The 24,035-nt window shown below is 67.8% G+C and carries 27 protein-coding genes and 1 pseudogene; 13 read left to right on the top strand and 15 right to left on the bottom strand.

The genetic code is table 11. The annotated features are described in order from the left end of the window. Nucleotides 1-46 precede the first annotated feature (46 nt). Nucleotides 47-1,495, top strand: a complete 1,449-nt coding sequence (gene rho / locus AC1RNC_RS15885) for a transcription termination factor Rho (protein ID WP_492838954.1) — start codon at nucleotides 47-49, stop codon at nucleotides 1,493-1,495. Nucleotides 1,496-1,603: 108 nt separating this feature from the next. Here rho and AC1RNC_RS15880 read toward each other — a convergent pair whose 3' ends face one another. Together AC1RNC_RS15880 and AC1RNC_RS15875 are read right to left on the bottom strand one after the other, a co-directional pair. After that, nucleotides 1,604-2,569 carry a quinone oxidoreductase family protein gene (locus tag AC1RNC_RS15880; protein ID WP_492887319.1) on the bottom strand — a complete coding sequence of 322 codons (966 nt, stop codon included), beginning with the start codon at nucleotides 2,567-2,569 and terminating at the stop codon, nucleotides 1,604-1,606. Further along, a complete protein-coding gene (locus AC1RNC_RS15875; RefSeq protein WP_492887318.1) occupies nucleotides 2,569-3,264 on the bottom strand; it encodes a dienelactone hydrolase family protein in 696 nt (231 codons plus the stop codon). The genes AC1RNC_RS15880 and AC1RNC_RS15875 overlap by 1 nt, the downstream gene beginning before the upstream one ends. A gap of 125 nt (nucleotides 3,265-3,389) precedes the next feature. On the opposite strand from AC1RNC_RS15875, the gene AC1RNC_RS15870 reads away from it, so the two are divergent. The 6 genes from AC1RNC_RS15870 to AC1RNC_RS15845 all read left to right on the top strand — a co-directional run bounded on the left by AC1RNC_RS15870 (nucleotide 3,390) and on the right by AC1RNC_RS15845 (nucleotide 9,391). Next, complete coding sequence (locus tag AC1RNC_RS15870; RefSeq protein WP_492838959.1) at nucleotides 3,390-3,635, top strand: DUF6489 family protein; 246 nt, start codon at nucleotides 3,390-3,392, stop codon at nucleotides 3,633-3,635. A 3-nt stretch (nucleotides 3,636-3,638) separates the two neighbouring features. Next, nucleotides 3,639-4,979, top strand: coding sequence for a tRNA uridine-5-carboxymethylaminomethyl(34) synthesis GTPase MnmE (mnmE, locus tag AC1RNC_RS15865; RefSeq protein WP_492887317.1), 1,341 nt, complete (start codon nucleotides 3,639-3,641; stop codon nucleotides 4,977-4,979). A gap of 170 nt (nucleotides 4,980-5,149) precedes the next feature. After that, nucleotides 5,150-7,006 carry a tRNA uridine-5-carboxymethylaminomethyl(34) synthesis enzyme MnmG gene (mnmG, locus tag AC1RNC_RS15860; RefSeq protein ID WP_492887316.1) on the top strand — a complete coding sequence of 619 codons (1,857 nt, stop codon included), beginning with the start codon at nucleotides 5,150-5,152 and terminating at the stop codon, nucleotides 7,004-7,006. A gap of 4 nt (nucleotides 7,007-7,010) precedes the next feature. Continuing rightward, nucleotides 7,011-7,646 carry a 16S rRNA (guanine(527)-N(7))-methyltransferase RsmG gene (rsmG, locus tag AC1RNC_RS15855; protein ID WP_492887315.1) on the top strand — a complete coding sequence of 212 codons (636 nt, stop codon included), beginning with the start codon at nucleotides 7,011-7,013 and terminating at the stop codon, nucleotides 7,644-7,646. After that, a complete protein-coding gene (locus AC1RNC_RS15850; protein WP_492887314.1) occupies nucleotides 7,636-8,439 on the top strand; it encodes a ParA family protein in 804 nt (267 codons plus the stop codon). The genes rsmG and AC1RNC_RS15850 overlap by 11 nt, the downstream gene beginning before the upstream one ends. 40 nt (nucleotides 8,440-8,479) lie before the next feature. After that, complete coding sequence (locus AC1RNC_RS15845) at nucleotides 8,480-9,391, top strand: ParB/RepB/Spo0J family partition protein (protein WP_492887313.1); 912 nt, start codon at nucleotides 8,480-8,482, stop codon at nucleotides 9,389-9,391. Nucleotides 9,392-9,609: 218 nt separating this feature from the next. On the opposite strand, the gene holA is transcribed toward AC1RNC_RS15845, so the two are convergent. From holA to AC1RNC_RS15825, 4 genes are all read right to left on the bottom strand, one after another. Then, a complete protein-coding gene (gene holA / locus AC1RNC_RS15840) occupies nucleotides 9,610-10,662 on the bottom strand; it encodes a DNA polymerase III subunit delta (RefSeq protein ID WP_492887312.1) in 1,053 nt (350 codons plus the stop codon). 12 nt (nucleotides 10,663-10,674) lie between these two features. Next, a complete protein-coding gene (lptE, locus tag AC1RNC_RS15835) occupies nucleotides 10,675-11,181 on the bottom strand; it encodes an LPS assembly lipoprotein LptE (protein WP_492887311.1) in 507 nt (168 codons plus the stop codon). Between the two features lie 17 nt (nucleotides 11,182-11,198). After that, complete coding sequence (gene leuS / locus AC1RNC_RS15830; protein ID WP_492887310.1) at nucleotides 11,199-13,784, bottom strand: leucine--tRNA ligase; 2,586 nt, start codon at nucleotides 13,782-13,784, stop codon at nucleotides 11,199-11,201. 141 nt (nucleotides 13,785-13,925) lie between these two features. Further along, nucleotides 13,926-14,453, bottom strand: coding sequence for a DUF3576 domain-containing protein (locus tag AC1RNC_RS15825; protein ID WP_492887309.1), 528 nt, complete (start codon nucleotides 14,451-14,453; stop codon nucleotides 13,926-13,928). Nucleotides 14,454-14,705: 252 nt separating this feature from the next. On the opposite strand from AC1RNC_RS15825, the gene AC1RNC_RS15820 reads away from it, so the two are divergent. Next, on the top strand, nucleotides 14,706-15,116 hold the full coding sequence (locus tag AC1RNC_RS15820) for an NtrZ family periplasmic regulatory protein (protein WP_199743570.1): 411 nt from the start codon (nucleotides 14,706-14,708) through the stop codon (nucleotides 15,114-15,116). Here the strand turns inward: AC1RNC_RS15820 and AC1RNC_RS15815 are convergent. Next, a complete protein-coding gene (locus tag AC1RNC_RS15815) occupies nucleotides 15,106-15,744 on the bottom strand; it encodes a thiamine phosphate synthase (protein ID WP_492887308.1) in 639 nt (212 codons plus the stop codon). The two genes, AC1RNC_RS15820 and AC1RNC_RS15815, sit on opposite strands and share 11 nt — an antisense overlap. A 5-nt stretch (nucleotides 15,745-15,749) precedes the next feature. On the opposite strand from AC1RNC_RS15815, the gene AC1RNC_RS15810 reads away from it, so the two are divergent. Then, nucleotides 15,750-16,403: a YggS family pyridoxal phosphate-dependent enzyme gene (locus tag AC1RNC_RS15810; protein ID WP_492887307.1), complete on the top strand. Its 654-nt coding sequence runs from the start codon at nucleotides 15,750-15,752 to the stop codon at nucleotides 16,401-16,403. On the opposite strand, the gene AC1RNC_RS15805 is transcribed toward AC1RNC_RS15810, so the two are convergent. Beyond that, on the bottom strand, nucleotides 16,400-16,909 hold the full coding sequence (locus AC1RNC_RS15805) for a L,D-transpeptidase family protein (RefSeq protein ID WP_492887306.1): 510 nt from the start codon (nucleotides 16,907-16,909) through the stop codon (nucleotides 16,400-16,402). The two genes, AC1RNC_RS15810 and AC1RNC_RS15805, sit on opposite strands and share 4 nt — an antisense overlap. A gap of 130 nt (nucleotides 16,910-17,039) precedes the next feature. Here AC1RNC_RS15805 and AC1RNC_RS15800 point away from each other — a divergent pair, with 130 nt between their 5' ends. Further along, a complete protein-coding gene (locus tag AC1RNC_RS15800) occupies nucleotides 17,040-17,726 on the top strand; it encodes a response regulator transcription factor (RefSeq protein WP_492839141.1) in 687 nt (228 codons plus the stop codon). Nucleotides 17,727-17,741: 15 nt separating this feature from the next. On the opposite strand, the pseudogene AC1RNC_RS15795 reads toward AC1RNC_RS15800, so the two are convergent. Continuing rightward, a pseudogene (locus tag AC1RNC_RS15795) lies at nucleotides 17,742-17,865 on the bottom strand (hypothetical protein); the annotation flags it as partial. A gap of 56 nt (nucleotides 17,866-17,921) precedes the next feature. Continuing rightward, complete coding sequence (gene secB / locus AC1RNC_RS15790; RefSeq protein WP_492887305.1) at nucleotides 17,922-18,428, bottom strand: protein-export chaperone SecB; 507 nt, start codon at nucleotides 18,426-18,428, stop codon at nucleotides 17,922-17,924. 144 nt (nucleotides 18,429-18,572) lie between these two features. Here secB and timA point away from each other — a divergent pair, with 144 nt between their 5' ends. The 3 genes from timA to AC1RNC_RS15775 are packed head-to-tail and all read left to right on the top strand — an operon-like array spanning nucleotide 18,573 to nucleotide 20,930. After that, entirely contained in the window at nucleotides 18,573-19,178 is a 606-nt protein-coding gene (gene timA, locus AC1RNC_RS15785) for a TIM44-related membrane protein TimA (RefSeq protein WP_492887304.1), read from the top strand. Further along, a complete protein-coding gene (mltA, locus tag AC1RNC_RS15780) occupies nucleotides 19,178-20,362 on the top strand; it encodes a murein transglycosylase A (RefSeq protein WP_492887303.1) in 1,185 nt (394 codons plus the stop codon). Before timA ends, mltA begins: the two co-directional genes overlap by 1 nt. A gap of 1 nt (nucleotide 20,363) precedes the next feature. Then, on the top strand, nucleotides 20,364-20,930 hold the full coding sequence (locus AC1RNC_RS15775) for a Smr/MutS family protein (protein WP_492839142.1): 567 nt from the start codon (nucleotides 20,364-20,366) through the stop codon (nucleotides 20,928-20,930). An 18-nt stretch (nucleotides 20,931-20,948) separates the two neighbouring features. On the opposite strand, the gene AC1RNC_RS15770 is transcribed toward AC1RNC_RS15775, so the two are convergent. From AC1RNC_RS15770 to hisB, 5 genes are read right to left on the bottom strand one after another with little or no spacing between them, the layout of a single operon-like run. Beyond that, a complete protein-coding gene (locus AC1RNC_RS15770) occupies nucleotides 20,949-21,275 on the bottom strand; it encodes a phosphoribosyl-ATP diphosphatase (RefSeq protein WP_492838984.1) in 327 nt (108 codons plus the stop codon). Beyond that, nucleotides 21,272-22,048: an imidazole glycerol phosphate synthase subunit HisF gene (gene hisF, locus AC1RNC_RS15765; protein WP_492838985.1), complete on the bottom strand. Its 777-nt coding sequence runs from the start codon at nucleotides 22,046-22,048 to the stop codon at nucleotides 21,272-21,274. Before hisF ends, AC1RNC_RS15770 begins: the two co-directional genes overlap by 4 nt. Further along, nucleotides 22,048-22,782, bottom strand: coding sequence for a 1-(5-phosphoribosyl)-5-[(5-phosphoribosylamino)methylideneamino]imidazole-4-carboxamide isomerase (hisA, locus tag AC1RNC_RS15760; protein ID WP_199170688.1), 735 nt, complete (start codon nucleotides 22,780-22,782; stop codon nucleotides 22,048-22,050). The genes hisF and hisA overlap by 1 nt, the downstream gene beginning before the upstream one ends. Further along, nucleotides 22,770-23,411: an imidazole glycerol phosphate synthase subunit HisH gene (hisH, locus tag AC1RNC_RS15755; protein WP_492887302.1), complete on the bottom strand. Its 642-nt coding sequence runs from the start codon at nucleotides 23,409-23,411 to the stop codon at nucleotides 22,770-22,772. Before hisH ends, hisA begins: the two co-directional genes overlap by 13 nt. 9 nt (nucleotides 23,412-23,420) lie before the next feature. Then, nucleotides 23,421-24,011 carry an imidazoleglycerol-phosphate dehydratase HisB gene (gene hisB / locus AC1RNC_RS15750; RefSeq protein ID WP_492838991.1) on the bottom strand — a complete coding sequence of 197 codons (591 nt, stop codon included), beginning with the start codon at nucleotides 24,009-24,011 and terminating at the stop codon, nucleotides 23,421-23,423. Between the last annotated feature and the right edge of the window lie 24 nt (nucleotides 24,012-24,035).

The raw sequence follows: 24,035 nt of genomic DNA, 5'->3' as shown, positions 1-24,035 counted from the left end.
TGGCCGGACTCCGTCTTGGGGTCCGCGCCCACTCTTGAGTCTTGTCATGACCGAAGAAACCGAAAACGAAATTCTCGCCTCTGATGGTGGGACCGCCGAAGAGGCGACCCCCGAAGAGAGCTCCGTCGATATCGATACGACGGTGGAGGCCGCGTCCGCCGACGCGGAAGCCGAGGCCGAAGGCGAAGACGATGGCTCCGGGATCGCCGAAGCCGTCGCGGCGCTGGGCCTGAAGTCCATGTCCCTGCAGGAGCTGAAGGAGAAATCCCCGGCCGACCTGCTGGCGTTCGCCGAGACCTTCGAGGTCGAGAACGCCAACTCCATGCGCAAGCAGGACATGATGTTCGCCATCCTGAAGACCCTCGCCGAAGAAGGCGTGGAGATCTCGGGCTCGGGCACCATGGAAGTGGTGCAGGACGGCTTCGGCTTCCTGCGCTCGCCGGAAGCCAACTACCTGCCGGGCCCGGACGACATCTACGTCTCGCCCTCGCAGATCCGGAAGTATGGCCTGCGCACCGGCGACAGCGTCGACGGCGCCATCCGCTCGCCGCGCGAAGGCGAGCGCTACTTCGCGCTGACCAGTGTGGCGAAGATCAATTTCGAAGCGCCTGACAACGTCAAGCACAAGATCCACTTCGATAACCTGACGCCGCTCTATCCCGACGAGCGCCTGAACATGGAACTGCCCGATCCGACCATCAAGGATCGCTCGGGCCGCGTCATCGACATCGTCGCTCCGCTCGGCAAGGGCCAGCGCTGCCTGATCGTGGCCCCGCCGCGCGTGGGTAAGACGGTCATGCTGCAGAACATCGCCAAGTCGATCGAGACCAACCACCCCGAGTGCTACCTGATCGTCCTGCTGATCGACGAGCGCCCGGAAGAAGTCACCGACATGCAGCGCACGGTGAAGGGCGAGGTCATCGCCTCGACCTTCGACGAGCCGGCGACGCGCCACGTGCAGGTGGCCGAGATGGTCATCGAGAAGGCCAAGCGCCTGGTCGAGCACAAGCGCGACGTCGTCATCCTGCTGGACTCGGTCACGCGTCTGGGCCGGGCCTACAACACCACCGTCCCGTCCTCGGGCAAGGTGCTGACCGGCGGTGTCGACGCCAACGCCCTGCAACGCCCCAAGCGCTTCTTCGGCGCGGCGCGCAACGTGGAGGAGGGCGGTTCGCTATCGATCATCGCCACGGCCCTGATCGACACCGGCAGCCGCATGGACGAAGTGATCTTCGAAGAGTTCAAGGGCACCGGTAACTCGGAAATCGTCCTGGATCGCAAGGTCGCCGACAAGCGCATCTTCCCGGCCATCGACGTGCTCAAGTCCGGCACCCGCAAGGAAGAACTCATCACGCCGCGCGACCAGCTGCAGAAGACGTATGTGCTGCGCCGCATCCTCAACCCGATGGGCGCATCGGACGCGATCGAGTTCCTGCTCGACAAGCTGCGTCAGTCGAAGACCAACGGCGACTTCTTCCAGTCGATGAACACCTGAGTCCAAACGGACTCACATTTTGGCCTTTGGCCGATACGAGAAAGGCCCCGGTGCTACCCGGGGCCTTTTTTGTTGGGCCATACTAGTTCGGTCAGGCCGGGTTCGGCCCTACGGAATGAGCACGGTGGCGCCGGTCGTACGGCGGCCTTCGAGCGCTTCATGCGCCGCGCGGGCCTCGGCCAGCGGAAAGGTCTGGCCGATGTCGATCTTCACCGCGCCGGAGCCGAGGACGGCGAACAGCGCCTGGGCGCTCTCATCCAGTTCCTGGGTCGTGGCGATGTAGTCGAACAGGCGAGGTCGGGTGACGTACAGCGACTTGCCCGACAGCTCCAGCGGCGCGAAGGCCGGGACCGGGCCAGAGGCGTTGCCGAAGGTGACCAGCATCCCGCGCCTGGCCAGGCTCTTGAAGCTGGCGTCCCAGGTGTCCTTGCCGACCCCGTCATAGACGACCGCCACGCCCTTTCCGCCGGTGATCTCGACGACCCTGGCGGCGACATCCTCGTGGCGATAGTCGATGACATGGTCCGCGCCGAGCTGGCGAGCGAGGGCCAGCTTGGTCTGGCCGCCAGCCGTGGCGATCACCGTCGCGCCCAGGGCCTTGCACCACTGGACCAGGATCTGGCCGACGCCGCCGGCGGCCGCGTGGACCAGGACAAGGTCGCCAGGTTTCACGTGGAAACATCGCCGGACAAGAAACTCGGCGGTCATGCCCTTGAGCAGGACGGCGGCGGCGGTCTCCAGGCCGACGTCGTCAGGTACCTTCACCGCGCGCTCGGCCGGAACGACCGCCGCTTCGCTATAGGCCCCGAGGGTTCCGTTGTAGGCGACGCGGTCGCCGATCTGGAACCGGGTGACGCCGTCGCCGATAGCCTCGACCGTACCGGCCGCCTCGAGACCGATCACCGCCGGCATCTTCAGCGGGTAGAGGCCTGAACGGTGGTAGGTATCGATGTAGTTCAGGCCCACGGCTTGGTGACGCACGAGAATCTGTCCGGCGGCAGGCGAGGGGACGGGAAGCTCCACGGCTTCCAGAACCTCCGGACCGCCGGTGCGAACAGCCTGGATCGCAAGCATTAGCCCAGCGCCTTCTGGAAGAAGGTGAGGCTGCGGCCATTGGCCTTGGCCGCGTCAGTCGCGTCGTAGTGGGCGCCGCCCTCGCGGGCGAAGGCATGGTCGCGGCCAGCGTAGGTGTGCAGCTCGATCTGGGGGTGATCCTTCAAGGCGCTCAGGATCAGCTGCTGGGCTTCAGGCGGCACGAACTGGTCCTTCTCGGCGATGTGCATCAGCAGCGGATGGGTCAACTTCTCGGCCTCGTTCACGTGCTTCTCGATGCCGACGCCGTAGTAGGAGACGCTGGCGTCGACGTCCGTGCGGGTCGCGGTCAGGAAGGCCAGCAGGCCGCCCAGGCAGTAGCCGACGGCGCCGACCTTGCCGTTGACGCCCGGCAGCTCGCGGGCCTTGGTGATGGTGGCGGCGATGTCGCCGATACCAGCGTCCACGTCGAACGCGTTGAACAGCTCGAACGCCCGCTTCCACTCGGCTTCGGACTGGTCGGTGATGTCGATGCCGGGCTCGATCCGCCAGAACAGGTCGGGCACGATCGCGACATAGCCCTGGGCGGCCAGGCCGTCGGCGATGTCGCGCATCACCTTGTTGACGCCGAAGATCTCCTGGATCACGACGATGGCCGGCGCGCTCTCGGCCTTGGGCCGGGCGACATAGGCCGAGAAGTCGCCATCGGGCGTGGTGATCGTGAGGGTCTCACTCATCGCGGGTCTCCGTCCTTACTGTGTCCCAAGTCAGACCGATGTGACTTTCGACCAAAGCGCTCTAACCTGAGCCGACGGGCCTTGGCCCATAACAATATCGTGCCCTACCCGAAGGGAACCTCCGCATGAAGATGACCATCGAGATCGACTGCACCCCTGTCGAAGCCAGAAGCTTCCTGGGCCTGCCCGACGTCAGCACCCTGAACGAGCATCTGGTGAAGGAGATGCAGAACCGCATGGACGCCAACATGGCCATGCTGGCGCCCGAGGAGCTGATGAAGAACTGGATGGCGTTCGGCACCGGCGCCCAGGAGCAGTTCCGCAAACTGATGACGGCGGCGGCGGGCGCGGCGGCCGGCAAGCGCGACTAAGCCATGACGGATACGATTTTCGCGCCCGCCACCGCGGCGGGGCGCGCGGCCGTGGCCGTCGTGCGGGTCTCGGGTCCCGCGACCTTGTCGGTGGTCGAGGCGTTGACCGGCCGCCCGCCCAAGGCGCGGATGGCGGCGCTGCGCACCCTGCGTCACGGTGGGGTGGATCTGGACGAGGCTCTCGTCCTGCGCTTCGAGGGACCGGCCAGCTATACCGGTGAGGACAGCGCCGAGTTTCACGTGCACGGCGGTCGCGCCGTGGTCGAGGCGCTGCTGTCGGCGCTATCGGACCTGGGTCTGCGCCTGGCTGAGCCCGGGGAGTTCACTCGTCGGGCTTTCGAGAATGGCAAGCTCGATTTAACCCAGGCCGAGGGCGTCGCTGACCTGATCGACGCCGAAACCGAGGCTCAGCGCAGGCAGGCGCTCGGCCAGGTCGGCGGGGCGCTGGGTCAGCGCTATGACCGCTGGCGTGATCTACTGATCCAGTCTCTGGCCATGCTGGAAGCGGCCGTCGACTTCCCGGATGAGGATTTGCCGGAAGCGGTGGCTGAACGTGCGCGCCCGGGACTGCGCACCCTCAGCGCCGAGCTCGACACAGCGCTGGCCGATGTCTCCCGTGGGCGGCGGGTGCGAGACGGCTTCCGCATCGCGCTGGTCGGCGCGCCGAACGCCGGGAAGAGCACATTGCTGAACGGGCTTGTCGAGCGAGAAGCGGCGATCGTGACGGACACACCGGGTACGACCCGGGACGTCATCGAGGTTCCTCTGGTTCTCGCCGGCTACAAGGTTCTGGTCGCCGACACGGCAGGTCTTCGCGAGACGAGCGACGCCATCGAAGCTGAGGGCGTCCGCCGCGCGCGAGCCTGGGCTGAAGAAGCTGACCTAAGGCTTTGGGTCGTCGATGGGTTTCACGTGAAACATACGGTGAAGCTTCAAGAGGCGGTTCGGCCTGGGGACTGGCTGATATTGAACAAGGCCGATATCGCCCAGGGTTCGGCGCTCGATGAGGCGGCCGCGCGCTGGGCGGGGGAGGGGCTGAGAGTCGTTCGTCTGTCCGCGCGCTCGGCGGCCGCGGTGAGCGAAGTTCGAGAGGCGTTGTCCGCGCACGTCGCCGAGGCCCTCTCCGGCGCCGAGTTCCCAGCCGCCACCCGCTTGCGTCACGCGGAACGTCTCAGGGAGGCCCAAGGTCATCTCCTTAGGGCTCTGTCCGAAGTCGGTCTGGAGGTCGAACTGGCCGCTGAAGACGTGCGGCTTGCCGCCCGCGCGCTGGAGAAGATCACGGGGCGCGTCGATCCGGAGGACGTGCTCGGTCGCGTCTTTTCGACCTTCTGCATCGGCAAATGATGTTCCACGTGAAACATCCCCTATAGTATCCACAGCGCGCTCACAGCTGGGGTGGGGGTGTTTCACGTGGAACGCCGCTGAGTCACATCGACCGCCTCGCCTGATTGGCGTATAGATCGAGTCCAACGCCCCCGCAGTATCCCGGGGGCGTTCGCATTGAGGCGAGTCCGTTGTCCAACACCTGGGATGTCATTGTCATCGGCGGCGGTCACGCCGGCTGCGAGGCGGCGGCCGCCTCGGCGCGCGCCGGCGCGCGCACCCTGCTGCTGACCCACAAGCTGGAAACCATCGGCGAGATGTCCTGCAACCCGGCTATCGGGGGCTTGGGCAAGGGTCATCTCGTGCGTGAGATCGACGCCCTGGACGGCGTCATGGGCCGCATGGCCGACAAGGGCGGCATCCAGTTCAGGATGCTGAACCGCTCCAAGGGGCCGGCCGTCCGCGGTCCGCGCGCCCAGATCGACCGCAAGCTCTATCGCGAAGCGATGCAGGCGGAACTGGCCGCCACGAAAAACCTCGACATCATCGCCGCCGCCGCCGAGGACCTGATCGTCGAGGAGGGTAAGGTCGCTGGCGCGATCGACGGGGAAGGGCGGTCATACCGCGCCCCGCGGGTCATCCTGACCACTGGCACCTTTCTGAAGGGCGTCATTCACCTGGGTGAAACCCGCATCCCGGCCGGCCGCGTCGGCGACCAACCGGCGATCGGCCTGTCGGATCGACTTTATGGGCTGGGCTTCCAGATGGGTCGCTTGAAGACCGGCACGCCCGCGCGCCTGGACGGTTCGACCATCGCCTGGGATCGCCTGGAGATGCAGCCCGGCGACGACGAACCCGTGCCATTCTCGTTCCTGAACGATCGGATCGAGACCCCGCAGATCGCCTGTGGCATCACCTTCACGACCGCCGAGACCCACCAGATCATCGCCGACCGACTGAGCGAGTCGCTGGTCTATGGCGGTCGCGCCACCGGGATCGGCCCGCGCTATTGCCCGTCGATCGAGGATAAGGTCGTCCGCTTCGCCGACAAGACCAGCCACCAGGTGTTCCTCGAGCCGGAAGGCCTGGACGACACCACGGTCTATCCGAACGGCATCTCGACCTCGGTCTCGGAAGAGACCCAGCTGCTGTTCCTGCGCACCATCCCCGGCCTGGAGGCCGTGGAAGTCAAGCGTTACGGCTATGCGATTGAGTACGACTATGTCGATCCGCGCGAGCTGTACGCCACGCTGGAGACCAAGCGCTTGCCGGGTCTCTATCTGGCCGGCCAGATCAATGGCACCACCGGCTATGAAGAGGCGGGGGCCCAGGGCTTGGTCGCCGGCCTGAATGCGGCCCTGGCCGTACAGGGCAGGGAGCCGGCCGTCTTCGCGCGCGACGAGGCCTATATCGGCGTGATGATCGACGACCTGGTCACCCGGGGCGTCACCGAGCCCTATCGAATGTTCACCAGCCGGGCGGAGTTCCGTCTGACCTTGCGCGCCGACAACGCCGACCAGCGCCTGACCGATCGCGGGATCGCGCTGGGCGTGGTCGGTGAGCGCCGCGCCGCCGCCTGGGGCGAGAAGAAGGCGCGTCTTGAAACGGCCCGAGCCTTTGCCCGCTCGGTCAGCCTGACGCCGAACGAGGCCGTGAAGGCCGGCTTCAAGGTCAATAGCGACGGCGTGCGCCGCGACCTGTTCGCCATGCTGGCCTATCCGGAGGTGACGCTGGACGACCTCGGCGCCGTATGGCCGGAGGTTTTCACGTGGAACACCGACGTCCGCGAGCAGATCGAGATCGAGGCCGCCTATGCCGGCTATCTCGACCGCCAGCGCGCCGACGCCGAGTCGCTGCGCAAGGACGAGGATCTGCGCCTGCCCGCCGATCTGGACTATGCCGACATCGGCAGCCTGTCGAACGAGGTGCGCGAAAAGCTGACCCGCGTGCGCCCGCTGACCCTGGGACAGGCGGCCCGCATCGAGGGCGTCACCCCCGGCGCGTTGACCGCGCTGCTAGCCCATGTGAGGCGCAGCCGTGCAGCCTGAAGCCATGATTGCTGAACCTCCGGTGCTGGACGCGGCTGGTTACCAAGCCCTTACCGGCGCGTCCGACGCCCAGATGGCCGACCTGACGCGCTTCCAGGACCTGCTGGCGGAATGGAACGCGGTCATGAACCTTGTTGGGCCGCTGACCATCGCCACCTACTGGACCCGCCATGCGCTGGACAGCTCGCAGCTGTTGGCCCTGGCGCCGGGGGCGCGGACCTGGGCCGACCTGGGAGCCGGCGCCGGTCTGCCCGGCGTCGTGCTGGCCATACTGCTGAAGGGCCAGGATGGGGCCAAGGTCCATCTGGTGGAAAGCATGGCCAAGCGTTGCCGCTTCCTCGAGGTCGCGGCCAAGGCGCTGGATCTGCCCGCCGAGATCCACAATGTCCGGGCCGAAGAGCTGAAGCTGAAAGTCGATGTGGTCACTGCCCGCGCCTGCGCGCCGATGACCAGGCTGCTGGGCTTCGCCGAGCCCTATCTCTATCGCGGCGCGACCGGCCTGTTCCTCAAGGGCCAGGATGTCGCGACCGAGCTGACGGAGGCCCGCAAGGCCTGGTCGTTCGCCAGCGAGCTGCTCCCCAGTCAAAGCGACCCTCGCGGCCGCATCGTTCAAGTGAAGAGGCTTTCCCGTGCCCGCTAATCCTCTCCGCGTCTTCGCCATCGCCAACCAGAAGGGCGGCGTCGGCAAGACCACGACGGCTATCAACCTGGGCACCGCCCTCGCGGCTTGCGGCGAGCGCGTGCTGCTGATCGACGCCGATCCGCAGGGCAACTGCTCGACGGGCCTGGGCATCACCCGCATCCAGCGCCGGACCACGCTCTATGACGTGCTGATGGGCGAGTCGCCGGTGATCGACGCCGCGGTGAAGACCGAGCTGCCTGGCCTGGACGTCATACCGGCCGACGCCGACCTGTCGGGCATCGAGATCGAACTGGGTCAGACCGCCCGACGGTCGTACCGTCTGCGCGACGCGCTGGAGACGGTCCGCGCCAACGGGCCCTACACCTATGTGCTGATCGACTGCCCGCCGTCGCTGAACGTGCTGACCGTCAACGCCATGACCGCCGCCGACGCGGTGTTCGTGCCGCTGCAGTGCGAGTTCTTCGCGCTGGAGGGCCTGACCCAGCTGATGCGGACCATCGAGCGCATCCGAGGCAGTCTCAATCCGCGCCTGGAGATCCAGGGCGTGGTGCTGACCATGTACGACCGCCGCAACAGCTTGTCCGAGCAGGTGGCGCGCGATGTCCGCGACTATTTCGGCGACAAGGTCTATGACGCGGTCATCCCGCGGAACGTCCGGGTCTCGGAGGCGCCGTCATTCGGTAAGCCCGTGCTGCTGTATGACCTGAAATGCGCCGGCAGCCAGGCCTACCTGAAGCTGGCCCGAGAGGTGATCAGCCGCGAGCGCGACCGCCAGGTCCAGGCTGCCTAAGCCTTTTTCGAATATTGATCCGAACTAGAACGAGAAGAAGATGGAGTCAGTGGTGGCTGAGGCGAGTGGTTCCGAAGGGCGTCGTGGTCTGGGGCGGGGGCTTTCCGCCCTGCTGGGCGAGGTCGAGAACGCGCCGGCCCAGGCGCCGGGCGATAACGCTCCCGGCTCGCGCGAAGCGCCGATCGAGATTCTGAAGCGCAATCCCGACCAGCCGCGCCGCACTTTCCGCGAGGAAGACCTGGAGGAACTGTCCAACTCGATCCGCGAGAAGGGCGTCCTGCAGCCGATCCTGGTCCGCCCGGCGCCCGGCGCGCCCGGAGAATATCAAATCGTCGCCGGCGAGCGCCGTTGGCGTGCGGCTCAGCGCGCCGGCCTGCGCACCGTGCCGATCATGGTGCGCGAGCTGGACGACCTGGCGGTGCTGGAAATCGGCATCATCGAGAATGTTCAGCGCGCCGACCTGAACGTGCTGGAGGAGGCGCTCTCCTACAAGGTGCTGATGGAGAAGTTCGAGCGCACCCAGGAGGCCATCGCCCAGACCATCGGCAAGAGCCGCAGCCACGTCGCCAACACGATGCGCCTGCTGGCCCTACCGGACGAGGTGCAGTCCTACCTGGTCAGCGGCGAGCTTTCGGCCGGTCATGCCCGCGCCATCGCCGCGGCGGCCGACCCCGTGGCCCTGGCCAAGCAGATCATCGACGGCGGCCTATCGGTTCGCGAGACCGAAGCCCTGGCGCGTAAGGCGCCGACCGCCACGCCGTCGAAGAACAAGGGCGGCCGTCCGCCGCGCGTGAAGGACACCGACACCCAGGCGCTCGAGGCGGACCTCTCATCGGTGCTCGGCCTCGATGTCTCGATTGACCATCGCGGGGCGGGAGGCGCTCTGACCATCACCTACGCGACGCTCGAGCAGCTCGACGATCTCTGCAACCGCTTGACGCGCGGGATCTGATCAGTCGCACCTAAAAGCGTGTGGATGAGCGGATTTTAGGCCCGTCTAAAATCGCCCCTGTCGCGCACCGAACGGCGCCTTTCCGTACCCGCGGAGGCGCCGCTTTCGTGAGAGGAGATCGGTTCACAGCGATTTCCACCGCAAACCCTTCTGTCAAAAGGCTTTCTTAAGAAACGTCCACAGGCGCGCAAAGGCCCTGTTTTTGGGCGCTTTCGGGCTTAGAGGCCCAAGCGCCGCGCGCGACCGGCGATCATCAGCGCCAGGCGCTCGGAGATCAGTTGATCGGGCGAGCCGGACGTCTTGCAGGCGCGGTCGGCGTTGAGAACCTCGCCCTGGATCTCCAGGATGGCCTCCAGGTTCCAGGCGCGGGCTTGGCGGAGGAACTCACGCTCCTGTTTCCAGAAGACGCCCGAGGCCTTGGCGGCGGCCTGCAGGTCGACGCCGTTCTTGTGCAGGGTCAGCACGCGGCGCAGGCGGCCCAGATAGTAGCTCATGGCCCGGACAGCGGCCGGACCGCCTTCGCCCTCGGCGGCGGCGCGGCGCAGGGCCTGCTGGGCAGGACCGGCCTTGCCGCCGAAGGCGTCGGCGGCGGCGTCGCTGAGCGAGGCCTCGGGCTCGACGCCCAGGAAATCGGTCAGGTCGGCGGCGGTGGCGGTGACGCCGCTATTGGGGCCGAGATAGAGGGCCAGCCGTTCGATCTCGGCGCGGGCCACGCCGCGCTCCTTAGGCAGACGCGAGACGAAGAGGTCCAGGGCCTCGCTGTTCAGCCCGACCTTGTCGTTGGCCAGGGTGTCGCGGGTCAGGCGGGCCAGGTCGCCGGCCTCGTCCTCGTAGCAGGGGATGACGGCGCAGCCACTGGCTTTTTCGCCGACCTTGCGCAGCTGGGAGTCGCGACCCAGCGCCCCCGCCTCGACCAGGAAGAAGGCGTCGGGATTGAGCTGGCCCTCGACGTGGCGGGTCAGGGCCTCGGCGGCCTGCTTGTCGGGTCCGGCCTTCTCGCCGGCCAGGCGCAGGCGCACCAGACGCCGGCCGCCCATCAGCGACATGGCCGACAGCTCGTCCTCCAGCTTGGCCGGATCGGCGTCCAGGTCGCCGTCGGTGAGCATGGCGGTGTCGAAGGGGTCGTCCGGCCGCGCGACCACGCGCTTGGCCAGCGCGTTGGCGCGGTCACGCACCACGCCCCGATCCTTGCCGTAGATGACTACGGCCCGGATGTCCGGGGCCGGCTCCCGCAGGAAGCGTTCGACGTCCGGACGCTTGGAGAGGATCATCGGCCGCGGCCCTTAAGCCGGCTTCTTCTTGCCCGCCGCCAGCCAGGTGGCGAGATCCAGCTGGATCTTGCGCGCGGCCTCGGTCGCCGCCCGCTCCTGGCCGTCGTTCTGGGCCGCGATGGCCGCATAGGGCTGGTCGGCGGAGTCGTAGGTCACGGAGACCTCGGTGTTGCCGTTGGTGGCTTCCTTGCCGGTCTTGGCGTCCATCAGGCGCCAGCCGACGGTCATCCGCAGTTCGTAACGGTTGGCGACGTTGTCGAGACGCACGCCCCGGGCGAAGCGGAACTCCTTGACCGAGAAATAGAGCTTGTAGGCGGGGGTGTCGCCCTGCTTGTGGCCCAGGGCGTCGTCCAGCTGCTCGCGCAGCAGGTAGCCGCCCCGGCCCTCGGCCGCGACGGTCTCGATGCTGGAGAGACCGCCCTCGACGCCCGGCCGGCCGTACAGCGGCGTGAAGCCGGCGCAGGCCGAGAGGACGAGGGTCGAGAGCGCGAAAGCGCCAGCCGCCAGGGTGCGTTTCATAGAGGTCCCTTGGGGTCTCAGTTGGCCACGATGTTGACGATGCGGTCCTTGACCACGATCACCTTACGGACCGTGACGCCCTCAAGGTGGGCCAGGACGTTGGGATCCGCCAGAGCGATTTTCTGGACCTCGTCTTCCGGCGCGCCAGCCTTGACCTTGATCTCGCCGCGACGCTTGCCGTTGATCTGGATTGGCAGGACGCGCTCGTCGTCCGCGGCCAGGGCCGGATCGGCCTTGGGCCAGGGCGCGTCGACGACCATGCCTTCACCGCCGATACGGGCCCAGGCTTCTTCGGCCAGGTGCGGCGTGAAGGGCGCGACCAGGCGGGCCAGGATGTTCAGGGCCTCGGCGCGGGCCGCCAGGACGGCGTCCGAAGCGCCTTCAGCCGGAGCGGCTTTCAGGGCGTTCAGGAACTCGTACAGGCGCGCCACGCCGCTGTTGAAGCGGAAGCCCTCGATGCTGTCGGTGACGAAGCCGATCAGCTTGTGGGCCGACTTGCGCAGGGTGAGCGCCGCTTCGTCGCCGTCGTCGTGGGCGAAGTCGCCGGCCGGCTGGCTGTCGAACTCGTTCCACAGACGGTGGGTGAAGCGCCAGGAGCCTTCGACGCCCGAATTGGTCCACTGGACATCGCGTTCCGGCGGGCTGTCGCTCATCACGAACAGGCGCGCGCTGTCGACGCCATAGGCCTCGAAGATGTCCTCGGGGGCGACGACGTTCTTCTTGGACTTCGACATCTTCTCGACGTCGCCGATGATGATCGGGGCGCCGGTCGTGGCGTGGACCGCCGAGCGGTTATTGCCCTCGACGGTGATGCGGATGTCCGACGGCTCGACCCACTCGCCGGCCTCGTTCTTGTAGGCCTCGTGGGTGACCATGCCTTGGGTGAACAGGCCCGCGAACGGCTCTTCGACCGACAGCAGACCCTCGTCCTTCAGAGCGCGGGTGATGAAGCGGGCATAGAGCAGGTGCAGGATCGCGTGCTCGACGCCGCCGATATACTGATCCACCGGCAGCCAGTGGTCGGCCGCGTCCTTGCCCACCGGCTCGGCCGCGTGGGTGTCGGCGAAACGGGCGAAGTACCAGCTGGAGTCGATGAACGTATCCAGTGTGTCGGTCTCGCGCTCGGCCTTGCCGCCGCACGAGGGACAGGTGGTGTGGCGCCAGGTCGGGTGGCGCAGCAGCGGGTTGCCCGGCTTGTCGAAGGTGACGTCCTCGGGCAGGGCGACCGGCAGCTGGTCTTCCGGCACGGGCACGACGCCGCAGGCCTCGCAGTGAACCACCGGGATCGGGCAGCCCCAGTAGCGCTGGCGCGAGACACCCCAGTCGCGCAGGCGATAGACCGTCGCGCCCTGGCCCTGGCCGGCGGCCTCGATGCGGGCGACCGCTTCAGCCTTGGCGGTCTCGACGTCCATACCGTCCAGGAATTCCGAATTGAAGATCTTGCCGGGGCCGACATAGGCCTCCTTGCCGACCTGGAAGGTCGCCGGATCCTCGCCGTTCGGCAGGACGACGGGCTTGACCGGCAGGCCGTACTTGCGAGCGAAGTCCAGGTCGCGCTGGTCGTGGGCCGGGCAGGCGAAGATCGCGCCGGCGCCATAGTCCATCAGGATGAAATTGGCGATCCAGACGGGCAGGGTGATCGACGGATCCAGCGGGTGCTTGACCCGCAGGCCGGTGTCGTAGCCCAGCTTCTCGGCGCTCTCGATCTCGGCTTCCGAGGTGCCGCCCTTGCGGCAGTCGGCGATGAACCGCTGGACCTCGGGGTTCTCGATGCCCAGGCGCTCGGCCAGCGGATGCTCGGGCGCGATGCCGACGAAGCTGGCCCCGAACAAGGTGTCGGGACGGGTGGTGTAAACCTCCAGGCCCTCGGCCATGCCGTCCGGGACCTCGCCGTCGAACTGGAACTTGAAGCGCAGGCCCTTGGAGCGGCCGATCCAGTTCTCCTGCATCAGGCGAACCTTGTCGGGCCAGCGGTCCAAGGTTTTCAGGCCGTCGATCAGGGCGTCGGCGTAGTCGGTGATGCGCAGGAACCACTGGGTCAGCTTGCGCTTCTCCACCGTCGCGCCCGAGCGCCAGCCCTTGCCGTCGATGACCTGCTCGTTGGCCAGGACGGTCATGTCGACCGGATCCCAGTTGACCGAGGCTTCCTTGCGATAGACCAGGCCGCGCTTCAGCAGGCGCAGGAACCAGGCCTGCTGCTTGCCGTAATATTCCGGATCGCAGGTGGCGAACTCGCGCGACCAGTCGACCGAAATGCCCAGCGACTTCAGCTGCTCGCGCATGGCGGCGATGTTGTCGTAGGTCCAGCCCTTGGGGTGGACGCCGCGTTCCATGGCCGCGTTCTCGGCCGGCATGCCGAAGGCGTCCCAGCCCATCGGGTGCAGCACGTTGAAGCCCTGAGCGCGCTTGTAGCGGGCCACCACGTCGCCCATGGCGTAGTTGCGGACGTGGCCCATGTGGATGCGGCCCGACGGATACGGGAACATCTCGAGCACGTAGTATTTCGGACGGCCGTCGTTGATCTCGCCGGTCTTGAAGACGTCGGCCTTCGCCCAGGCTTCACGCCACTTGGGCTCGGTGTCTTTGGGATTATAGCGGGCCATCGGAAACCAGGGTCTTGGATGCAGGAACGCGCCCCAAAGGCGCGTCCGCGACAAATTAAGCGGTTTCGCGGTTGGAGCGCGCAGGAAATATAGGGTGTCACAAGGGTCCTCGCCGCGTCGACGAGAACCCTTGGAAGGACCTTAGCCCTTGATGTTCGAAAGTCGAAGCTGACGGGCGCGGGTCAGGATCGCGTTCTCGAGGTCGGTGGCGGTCTGGTCGGCGACCGGAGCGTCCACCCAGGCGCCGTTGATGTCCTTGGATTGCTTGAACACCGTGACGTTCAGGCCGTCGGCGCGCAGGCGGGTGTCCAGGATGTAGACCGTGGCCTTGAAGCGCTCGGCCGGGGTTTCCGGGTTCACGTACCAGTCGGTGATGATCACGCCGCCGTATGGGTCGGCCGAAGCCAGCGGCATGAAGGCCAGGGTGTCGAGGCTGGCGCGCCACAGATAGCCGTTGACGCCGATGGAGCCTTCCGACGTCGGAGCCTTGTTACCGCCGCCGAGACGCTTGAAGGGGTTGAAGCCCGGCTCGTCGGGGGTCTGGGTCGAAAAGGTCTTCGGGGGGGTCGAACTGCAGGCCGACACGCCTAGCATCGACAGAGCCAGGACGCCCGCGGCGACGCCGCGCATCACAGACCCACGCTCAAACGCCATAGTACCTCGCTCCAATATTTCGCGGGCGCTCGCGCGCACCCTGGCGCGCCCCCGCGGCCGGGAGCCGGTCTATAGCATGGCTGCGCCGCCTCAAAACAGGAATCGCGTGACCTCGTGGCAACAGGACTCGATTGAATCGCCCAATTTGGCCCTCGGTGCGACCGAAGCGAGGTTGACCGCGTTCTGCTCCAGCCTTTAATCGCAATGTAAGGGGCTCGTTCCTACATGGGATGGGTGGGGACAACTGAGTATAGGCGGCGAGTGGTGATGACCGCGACGCGTTTCTTTCTGGCGGGGACCGCCGCGTTGATCCTGACGGGATCGGCGTCGATGGCGTTCGCCCAGGCCAAGCCGCATGCCGTCACCCCCGATTTCTCGGTCAAGAACGACTTCACCAGCGCCGCCGCCGGCGTCCAGTATCCGCAGGACGACAAGCGCACCCTGCGTTGGGACGCCAAGAAGGGCCGTTGGGGTCTGAAGCTGGATCTCGACCAACCGTCCAGCCGTGAAATGGAAATGCAGGACGTGCAGGCCGGAGCCTATTTCAAGGTGACCCCGTCGATCCGCGTCGGCGGCGCCGTGAGCCTGGGTGAATCCAACCCGGCGCTCGCCGCCCGCAAGGCTCAGCAGCCCGATCCGGCCCCGCGCGTCCGCCTCGAGACCGCTTTCAAGTTCTAGGGTCGGAGAGGGCCTCCACGGCCGCGATCCCGACAATCCCGCTGCCGAACAGCCGTGAAACCGTGCGCGCACGTACGCCGCCCAGCGCATAGACGGGCAGCGACGTCGTCGCGACGAGATCCTTCAAGCCCTCCGCGCCCAGCGGTTCGCCGGCCGACGGACTGTTGCTGGGAAAGATTGGCGAGACGACGACAGCGTCGGCGCCCGCGCGCTCGGCCGCCTGGAGCGCGCCGCGATCATGGGCCGCGACGGTGATCAGCCAGCGGGCGTGCTCGGCCCGCAGGCGAGGGATCTCGGCCGAGAGCCGCTCCGGCATGTGCAGTCCATCGGCGCGGACGCCCTCGGCCAGGCCCGGATGGGCGCCGACCAGCAGCAGCAGGCCGCGTTCCGTGGCGATGGCCCGCAGGCGGCGTCCGCGCTCGATGGCGTCCTCGGCGCCGAACGCCCGGTAGACGACGCCCGCGCCGGCCGGCAGGCGTTCGGCGACGGCCTCGGGGTTGGGAACGCGCTGCGGATCGGTGAGGAACAGCAGGCTGGGCAGGGTCCGGCCGCGCACGGTCCTTGGCGGAAAGGCCGCGGCCGCACTAGACAGGACTTCCAGTTCGCTCACGTTCTCGTCCAAGGCCACCCCCAATGTCCCACGCCCTCGCTCGGATCCAGGACCGCATCGCCGCCGCCGAGAGGCGCGCCGGCCGGCCGGCGGGTTCGGTGACTCTGGTGGCGGTGTCCAAGACCCAGCCCTGGGAGCATATCGCGCCCGTGCTGGAGGCGGGACAGAAAGTCTATGGCGAGAACCGCGTCCAGGAAGCCATGGATCGCTGGGGCCCGCGCCGCGAAGGCCTGGAGCTGCGCCTGATCGGTCCGCTGCAGACCAACAAGGCCCGCGAGGCGGTCGGCTTCTTCGACGTCATCGAGACGCTCGACCGCGAGAAACTGGCCCGCGTGCTGACCGAGGAAATCCAGCGGGCGGGCAAGGCCCCGCGCCTCTATGTCCAGGTCAATATCGGCGAGGAGGCCCAGAAGGCCGGCGTCGCGCCCGCGGAGGCCGACGCCTTCCTCGCCGCCTGCCGCGAGGCCTACGGCCTGACGATCGAGGGCCTGATGTGCATCCCGCCTGTCGGCGCCGATCCCGCGCCCTATTTCGCGTCCTTGCGGACCATCGCCGCGCGCAACGGCGTGGAGAAGCTGTCGATGGGCATGAGCGACGACTTCGAGATCGCCATCGCCGAAGGCGCGACCTCGGTCCGGGTGGGATCGGCGCTGTTCGGCGGCCGCAATTACGGTTAGTCGGCCACGATCTGGACCGCGTCGCCGGGCTTGGCGATCGCCAACACCGCCTCGAGGTCCGGTCGCGCCAGGGCCACGCAGCCCTCGGTGCCCGGATAGCCGTCGCGGGCCAGGTGCATGAAGATCGCCGAACCCATGCCTGGCACGGGCGGACGGTCGTTGTGGCCCAGGATAACGACCAAATCGTAGACGTGGTCGTCACGCCACATCCGTTCAGCGCTGGCCGGGTAAGGCAGCAGGACAGGGCGGTTGTAGTTCGGATCGCCCGGGGAGTCGCACCAGCCGTCGTCGGGCCGGGTGGCGTGGACGGGCAGGGCGGTCTTCGGACCGCCTTTATAGACGTCGGGCCGGTACCAGACCTCGCGCATGACCCAGGTCCCGGCCGGGCTCTTGTTGTCGCCCTCGCGCTTGTCGGCGGCGGCGATCGCGCCAGCCTTGCCGATCGCGCAGCGCACGGTGCGCCCGTTCAACTCGAAGCGGCCATCGGCATGGGCTCGAAACAGCATCGAAGGTGTCTCCTAGACATTCCCGTTTGGCGCTCAATGGCCGCCGAAACCCGCTACCACTTTCGGCTATTGAGCTTAAGGCCCCGCTCGGGGTTGTCCCCGAGGGCCGCAGCGGTGCATGTTCCGCCTCATGGCGCAACGCAAGACGCTTCTGCTGATCGACGACGACGAGGACCTGCGCGGCGCCCTGGCCGAGCAATTGGCCCTGCACGAGGAATTCGCCGTGGCCGAGGCCGCGACGGCCGGCGAGGGCGTGAAGATGTCGCGCGAGGTCAAGCCCGACCTGATTCTGCTGGATGTCGACCTGCCCGACATGGACGGTCGCGAGGCCTGCCGCCTGATGCGCAAGAACGGGGTCACGGCCCCGGTGATCATGCTGACGGCAGCGGTCAGTGACAGCGACACCATCCTGGGCCTGGAGTCCGGGGCCAACGACTATGTCACCAAGCCCTTCCGCTTTGGCGTTCTGCTGGCCCGAATCCGCGCCCAGCTGCGCAGCTACGAAGCGTCGGAAGACGCGCTGTTCCGCATCGGTCCGTACGAATTCCGCCCCTCGGCCAAGTTGCTGGTCGACGAGAAGCAGAAGAAGGTGCGGTTGACCGAGAAGGAAACCAACATCCTCAAGTACCTCTACCGCGCCGGCTCCAAGCCCGTGTCGCGCGAGGAGCTGCTGACCGAGGTCTGGGGCTACAATGCCGGGGTCACCACTCACACGCTGGAGACCCACGTCTACCGCCTGCGCCAGAAGATCGAGCCGGATCCGGCGGCGGCCAGGATCCTGATCACCGAGATGGGCGGCTACCGCCTGCAACCGTAACATGCTGTAAAACATAAAAACCTTGTCATCCCGGAAGCGCGCAGCGCTGTCCGGGACCCAGGGGCCGGCGCAATGCGGCTGCCCCTGGGTCCCGGCTCTCCGCTTCGCTGCGGCCGGGATGACAAGCTGTTTTTGACATGAAAAGGGCCCGGCCTTTCAGCCGAGCCCTTCTCAAAACTACCTACGCCCAGATGATTAGGCGTTGCCCATCACGCCGCCGGCTTCGGCCTGGGCCTTGCGCGCGGCGTAGACGCCGGCGAAGTCGATCGGATCGATCAGGAAGGGCGGGAAGCCGCCTTCGGCGGTGACGTCCGAGATCAGGCGACGCGCGTACGGGAACAGGAAGCGCGGGCATTCGATCAACAGCACCGGCTCCAGGTCTTCCTCGGCGACGCCGGCGATGTGGAACAGGCCGCCATAGACGACTTCGATGTGGAACACCGCCTGCTCTTCGCGCGTGGCGCGGGCCGAGAGCTTCAGATCGACTTCGAACAGGCCATCCGGGCGACCGCGGGCGTTCATCTCGACGCCCATGTCAATGGCGGGCTGGGCCGCGCCGGCCCGCAGGCTGTCGGGCGCCAGCGGGTTCTCGAACGAGAAGTCGCGGACGAATTGGGCCAGGATACGGATGCCCGATTGCGCGGCGGCGTTGTCGTCCGAAGTCGCCCCAGGGGCGCCATTGGGGGCGGTGGTGTCGGTCATTAGGATAAAATCCGTAATCGGCGTCTAAAACGCCTAAGAAAGGTGGGCGCTGCTACCATGAGGGCCCGTCCGGCGCAACGCTGGGCGCCTGACGGGAGAACGCGTCTCACCTATATAGAGATGATATCCTGGGCCCAAAGCCCGTTGCCGGACCTTGAAGTGCTCCAGATCCTGTTCCTCGCCGCGGTCGCTGCGGTCGTCCTATATCAGCTGTACGCCACCCTGGGGCGCCGCACGGGCCGTCAGCCCGAGGACGTGGTGACGGCTCAGCCCGGCGCGGCCCCGGCGCCGGCCGATACGCATCCGATCCTGCGCACCGAAGGCCTGGCCGCCCTGAAGTCGAGGCAACCGGACTTCGACCCGACCAAGTTCCTGGCCGGCGCCCGCTCGGCCTATGAGCAGATCGTCAAGGCCTACGCCGAAGGCGACCGCGAGACGCTGAAGCCGCTGCTGGCCCCGGACGTCATGGCCAATTTCGAGCAGGCCATGGCCGCGCGCGAGACCGCCGGTCGCAGCGAGAAGGTCGAGTTCATGGCCCCGCCGCGCCTGGACCTCGAGCGGATCGACGTGGTCGATGACCTGGCCAAGGCCGTGGTGCGAATCCTGGCCGAGGTGCGCACCCGCACCAAGGACGAGCGCGGCGAAGGCGTCGACGATCGCCGCACCGCCGAGCTCTGGACCTTCGAGCGCGAGGTCAAGAGCGTCAATCCCAACTGGCGCCTGGCCTTCGTCGCCGCCGCCGAGGCGTAATGGCCAAGATCCGCAGCGCCCCGACCGCCTTCGCCCCCCTGGCCCTGGCGGGTCTGCTGCTGAGCGCCTGCGCCAGCACGACGACGACGGCGCCGCCCGTCCCGACCGGGCCGACGGTCTCGCCGCCGGCGACCGGCGCCACGCCTTCGCCTTCGACCCCGCCCGCGTCGGCGCTGTCCTTCGCCAGCCTGGCCGGCTGGGCTGAAGAGGATCATGTGGCGGCCCTCGACGCCTTCCGCGCCGGCTGCGGCGTCGCCAGGGCACCGGCCACGGTCCGCGTCTGCGGCCTGGCCCGCAACGCCACCGTCCAGGACGAGCCCGGCGCGCGGGCGTTCCTGGAAGCCAATTTCCGGGTCGAGCCGGTTCGCCAGAAGGAAGGGGGCGACGAGGGCCTGCTGACCGCCTATTTCGCCCCCCAATATGAGGCGCGGATGTCGCGCAACGCCGAGTTCACCGTCCCGGTGCGCGGCCTGCCGGCCGATCTGGTGGTGCTGGACCTGGGCGCGTTCGAGCCCAGCTTCGTCGGCAAGAAGATCACCGGCCACGTCGAGGGCGCGACCTTCGCACCCTATCCGGACCGCGCCGAGATCGAGGCGACCCCGACCGACAGACCCCTGGCGTGGATGCGACCGGAGGAGCTGTTCTTCCTGCAGATCCAGGGCTCGGGGGTGCTCGTCCTGCCCGATGGCCGCCGGGTGCGCGCCGTGTTCGCCGGCACGAATGGCCGACCGTTCGTGGGCGTGGCCAACGCCATGCGCGACAAGGGCCTTTTGCCCGACAACAACACCTCCGGCGACGCCATCCGCGCCTGGCTGGCCGACCATCGCGGGCCCGAGGCCGACGCGATCATGCAGCTGAACCCGCGCTATGTGTTCTTCAAGACGCTCCCCGATGACGGCAAGGAACCCGTCGGCTCGGCCGGCGTGCCGTTGCCGCCGGGGCGGGCCATCGCCATCGATCCCAGCCGCCACGCCATGGGCGAGCTCTACTGGCTGGACGCCGCCGCGCCGAAGCTGGCGGGCGCCTTCCCGGCCTATCGCCGCCTGGTGGTGACGCTGGACACCGGCGGGGCGATCAAGGGCGACGTCCGCGCCGATCTCTACATGGGCACGGGCGCGGCCGCCGGGGCCGAGGCTGGGCGCGTGCGCCACGCCCTGCGCCTGTACCGGCTCGTACCGCGCTGACATGGTCAGGAAGCCGCCGCCCGGGCCCGAGGACGATAAGCGCCTCTGGAAGCTCGTCGCCTCGACCGTGACGCCGCGCGCGCCGGAAAAACCCGAGAAGATGCGCTCCAAGGCGCGGATCCGGCCGGTGAAGAGCGACACGGCCATTCCGGTGGAGCAGCCCACGCACCTGGCCTCGATCGCGCCGCTGCGCGTCAGTCCCGAGGAGCTCAAGCCCGCTCCGGCCAAGGCCCTGAAAGGCCCCGCCCACCGCATCGAGCCCAACCGCAAGCGCCGCATAGCCAAGGAGCACGACCCGATCGGCGCGCGCCTGGACATGCATGGCCTCGACCAGGACCAGGCGAGGGCCACGCTCGAGGGGTTCATCCGACGGGCCTATGACGACGGCCACCGGGCGGTGCTGGTCATCACCGGCAAGGGCAGGGTCGGCCACGGCGTGCTGAAACAGCGAACGCCGGAGTGGCTGGCGGGGCCGGCCGTGCGGGAGATGATCGCCGGGGTCTCGACCGCCGATCAGCGGCACGGCGGTGACGGGGCGCTGTATGTGGCGCTGAAGCGCAAGGGTTAGCGCGAGGCTTCGGGCCCCTCAGCTCTTCCGCGAAGCTTTTTCCGCGATGCCTGAGGTCCCTTCGCGGGCCTCCAGCTTCTCGGCCACGGCGTCCAGGGACACCCCCGACGCCGCCATCAGCGCCAGCCAGTGGTAGAGTAGGTCGGCGCTCTCCGCCGCCAGGGCGTCCGGATCCTGAGCCACAGCGGCGATCACCGTCTCGACGGCTTCCTCGCCCAGCTTCTTGGCGGCCAGGGCGGGGTCGTTGAGAAGCTTGGCGGTGTAGGACACCGACGGATCACCGCCCTTGCGGGCCGCGATCGTGGCGGCGAGGCGTTGCAGGACGTCAGTCAGGCGCTGGCTCATGCGGCGCTCCGGTCCAGGCGCACGGGGATGCCGGCGTCGGCCATGGCCTGCTTGGCCTCGCCGATGCTGATCTCGCCGAAGTGAAAGATCGAGGCGGCCAGCACGGCGGCGGCGTGGCCGTCGCGGGCGGCTTCGACCAGGTGTTCGGTGGTCCCCGCGCCGCCCGAGGCGATCACTGGCACGGACACCGCGCTGGTCACGGCCTTCAGCAGCGGGATGTCGTAGCCGATCTTGGCCCCGTCGCGGTCCATCGAGGTCAGCAGGATCTCGCCCGCGCCGCGTTCCACGACCTTGGCGGCCCAGTCGACCACGTCGAGGCCGGTGTCCTTGCGGCCGCCATAGGTCCAGACGTTCCAGCCCGAGCCGTCCTCGCGCAGCTTGGCGTCGATGGCCACGACCACGCACTGGGCCCCGAAGGCGTCGGCGCCGGCGGCGATCAGGTCGGGGTTCTCGACGGCGGCGGTGTTGGTCGAGACCTTGTCGGCCCCGGCCAGCAGCAGGCGGCGCATGTCCGACACCTGACGCACGCCCCCGCCCACCGAGACAGGCATGAAGCAGACCTCGGCGGTGCGGGAGATGACGTCCAGGATCAGGCCGCGGCCCTCGCTGGAGGCGGTGATGTCCAGGAACATCAGCTCGTCGGCGCCGGCCGCGTCATAGGCGCGGGCCTGCTCCACCGGATCGCCGGCGTCGCGCAGGGAGACGAAGTTGACCCCCTTGACCACCCGCCCGTCCTTCACGTCGAGGCAGGGAATGATCCGGGTCTTCAGCATCAGGCGGCCGCCGCGATCAGGGCTTCGGACGGCTTGATCGTGCCGGCGTAGAGCGAGCGGCCCAGGATGGCGCCGGCGATCTCGACACCCGGACGGGCCTTGAGGCGCTCGATGTCGGCGACAGCGGCCACGCCGCCGGAGGCGATGACGGGAATGGAGACCGCGTCGGCCAGTTCGCCCACGCCCTCGACATTGACGCCGGTCAGGGCGCCGTCGCGGCTGATGTCGGTGATGATCAGGGCGGCGACGCCGACGTCCTCGAAGCGGCGCGACAGGTCGATCGCCGACAGGTCCGACAGGCCGGTCCAGCCGTCGATGGCGACCTTGCCGTCACGCACGTCGACGGCCACGGCGATCTGCTCGGGCCACAGGCGCGCGGCCTTGCGGACCAGGTCCGGGTCGTGGACGGCCACTGTGCCGAGGATGACGCGGCTGACGCCGGCCTCGATCCAGGCCTCGACGCCTTCCAGCGTGCGGATGCCGCCGCCCAGCTGCACGGGGATCGAGATCGACTCCAGGATCGACTCGACGGCGGCGGTGTTGACCGACTTGCCCTCGATGGCGCCGTTCAGGTCGACGACGTGCAGCCACGAGAAGCCGTCCTTGACGAAGCGCTGGGCCTGGTCGGCGGGCGAGGTGTTGAAGACCGTGGCCTTCTCCATGTCGCCGTGCAGCAGGCGCACGCACTGGCCGTCCTTCAGGTCGATGGCGGGATAGAGGATCATGGGCGCCATTCCAGGAAGTTGGCGAGCAGGGCGAGCCCTGAGGCTTGTGACTTTTCGGGGTGAAACTGTACGCCCGCGACATTGTCCTTGGCCACCGCCGCGACGAACGGGCCGCCGTGGTCGGTGGTGGCCACGACATCGGCCGGGTCGGCCGCGTCCAGGGCGAAGGAGTTGGCGTAGTACATGTGGGCGCCGTCCTCGATCCCCGCGAACAGGGCGTGAGGGCGGACGAAGCTGATGGCGTTCCAGCCCATGTGCGGGATGGTCAGCGAAGGATCGTTCGGCGCGAGCTTCTTCACCTGGCCGGCGATCCAGTCCAGGCCCGGCGTGACGCCGAACTCCAGGCCTTCGGTCGCCAGCAGCTGGTGGCCGACGCAGATGCCCATGAAGGGGACACCGCGGCCGTGCACGGCGTGGTTCATCGCCTCGTAGACGCCGGTGGCGTCCAGGCCCGCGCGGCACGAGGCGAAGGCCCCGACGCCGGGCAGGAAGACACGGTCGGCCTCGGCGACGAGGTCGGGGTCGGCGGTGACGACGATCTCGGCGTCGAGCGCGCGGCGACGGGCCGCCTCACGCAGGGCCTTCTCGGCCGAACGCAGGTTGCCCGACCCGTAGTCGATCAGGGCGACGGTCTGCATGGAGGATCCTTACAGCACGCCCTTGGTGGACGGAGCCTGGCCGCCGGTCTTCGGGTCGATCTCGACCGCCTGACGCAGCGCCCGGGCGAGGGCCTTGAAGCCGCTTTCGGCCACATGGTGGGTGTTATCGCCGTACAGGGTCTCCAGATGGACGCACGCCCCGACGTTCATGGCGAACGCGTGGTGGAACTCCTTGAAGAGCTCGGTGTCCATCTCGCCGACCTTGGGCCGCTTGAAGTCGACCTTCCAGATCAGATACGGCCGGTTGGAGAGATCGATGGCGCAGCGCGTCAGGGTCTCGTCCATCGGGATATAGGCGTGGCCGAAGCGCCGGACGCCCTTGAAGCCGTCCAACGCCTGCTTGATCGCCAAGCCGAGAACGATGCCCGTGTCCTCGACCGTGTGGTGCATGTCGATATGCAGGTCGCCCTTGGTCTCGACCTTGAGGTCGAAGCCGCCGTGGCGCGCGAAGCTCTCCAGCATATGGTCGTAGAAACCGATGCCGGTGGAGATCGTCGAGGCGCCGGTCCCGTCGAGATCGATCCAGACCCGGATCTGGGTCTCCTTCGTCTCGCGGACCACTTCAGCGGTGCGGGCCATTGAAATCCTACAGTCCGTTCTTGC

This window comes from Caulobacter sp. GW822-FHT01G02 (assembly GCF_058802865.1).
Note: the sequence above shows the minus strand (reverse complement) of the source record. Positions and strands in the feature narration are given on the sequence as shown.

Bases quoted from the DNA above. Each gene is read 5' to 3' on its own strand.
- rho (WP_492838954.1), top strand. From the start codon at position 47: ATGACCGAAGAAACCGAAAACGAAATTCTCGCCTCTGATGGTGGGACC.
- AC1RNC_RS15880 (WP_492887319.1), bottom strand. From the start codon at position 2,569: ATGCTTGCGATCCAGGCTGTTCGCACCGGCGGTCCGGAGGTTCTGGAA.
- AC1RNC_RS15875 (WP_492887318.1), bottom strand. From the start codon at position 3,264: ATGAGTGAGACCCTCACGATCACCACGCCCGATGGCGACTTCTCGGCC.
- AC1RNC_RS15870 (WP_492838959.1), top strand. From the start codon at position 3,390: ATGAAGATGACCATCGAGATCGACTGCACCCCTGTCGAAGCCAGAAGC.
- mnmE (WP_492887317.1), top strand. From the start codon at position 3,639: ATGACGGATACGATTTTCGCGCCCGCCACCGCGGCGGGGCGCGCGGCC.
- rsmG (WP_492887315.1), top strand. From the start codon at position 7,011: ATGATTGCTGAACCTCCGGTGCTGGACGCGGCTGGTTACCAAGCCCTT.
- AC1RNC_RS15845 (WP_492887313.1), top strand. From the start codon at position 8,480: ATGGAGTCAGTGGTGGCTGAGGCGAGTGGTTCCGAAGGGCGTCGTGGT.
- holA (WP_492887312.1), bottom strand. From the start codon at position 10,662: ATGATCCTCTCCAAGCGTCCGGACGTCGAACGCTTCCTGCGGGAGCCG.
- lptE (WP_492887311.1), bottom strand. From the start codon at position 11,181: ATGAAACGCACCCTGGCGGCTGGCGCTTTCGCGCTCTCGACCCTCGTC.
- leuS (WP_492887310.1), bottom strand. From the start codon at position 13,784: ATGGCCCGCTATAATCCCAAAGACACCGAGCCCAAGTGGCGTGAAGCC.
- AC1RNC_RS15820 (WP_199743570.1), top strand. From the start codon at position 14,706: ATGACCGCGACGCGTTTCTTTCTGGCGGGGACCGCCGCGTTGATCCTG.
- AC1RNC_RS15810 (WP_492887307.1), top strand. From the start codon at position 15,750: ATGTCCCACGCCCTCGCTCGGATCCAGGACCGCATCGCCGCCGCCGAG.
- AC1RNC_RS15805 (WP_492887306.1), bottom strand. From the start codon at position 16,909: ATGCTGTTTCGAGCCCATGCCGATGGCCGCTTCGAGTTGAACGGGCGC.
- AC1RNC_RS15800 (WP_492839141.1), top strand. From the start codon at position 17,040: ATGGCGCAACGCAAGACGCTTCTGCTGATCGACGACGACGAGGACCTG.
- secB (WP_492887305.1), bottom strand. From the start codon at position 18,428: ATGACCGACACCACCGCCCCCAATGGCGCCCCTGGGGCGACTTCGGAC.
- mltA (WP_492887303.1), top strand. From the start codon at position 19,178: ATGGCCAAGATCCGCAGCGCCCCGACCGCCTTCGCCCCCCTGGCCCTG.
- AC1RNC_RS15775 (WP_492839142.1), top strand. From the start codon at position 20,364: ATGGTCAGGAAGCCGCCGCCCGGGCCCGAGGACGATAAGCGCCTCTGG.
- AC1RNC_RS15770 (WP_492838984.1), bottom strand. From the start codon at position 21,275: ATGAGCCAGCGCCTGACTGACGTCCTGCAACGCCTCGCCGCCACGATC.
- hisF (WP_492838985.1), bottom strand. From the start codon at position 22,048: ATGCTGAAGACCCGGATCATTCCCTGCCTCGACGTGAAGGACGGGCGG.
- hisA (WP_199170688.1), bottom strand. From the start codon at position 22,782: ATGGCGCCCATGATCCTCTATCCCGCCATCGACCTGAAGGACGGCCAG.
- hisH (WP_492887302.1), bottom strand. From the start codon at position 23,411: ATGCAGACCGTCGCCCTGATCGACTACGGGTCGGGCAACCTGCGTTCG.
- hisB (WP_492838991.1), bottom strand. From the start codon at position 24,011: ATGGCCCGCACCGCTGAAGTGGTCCGCGAGACGAAGGAGACCCAGATC.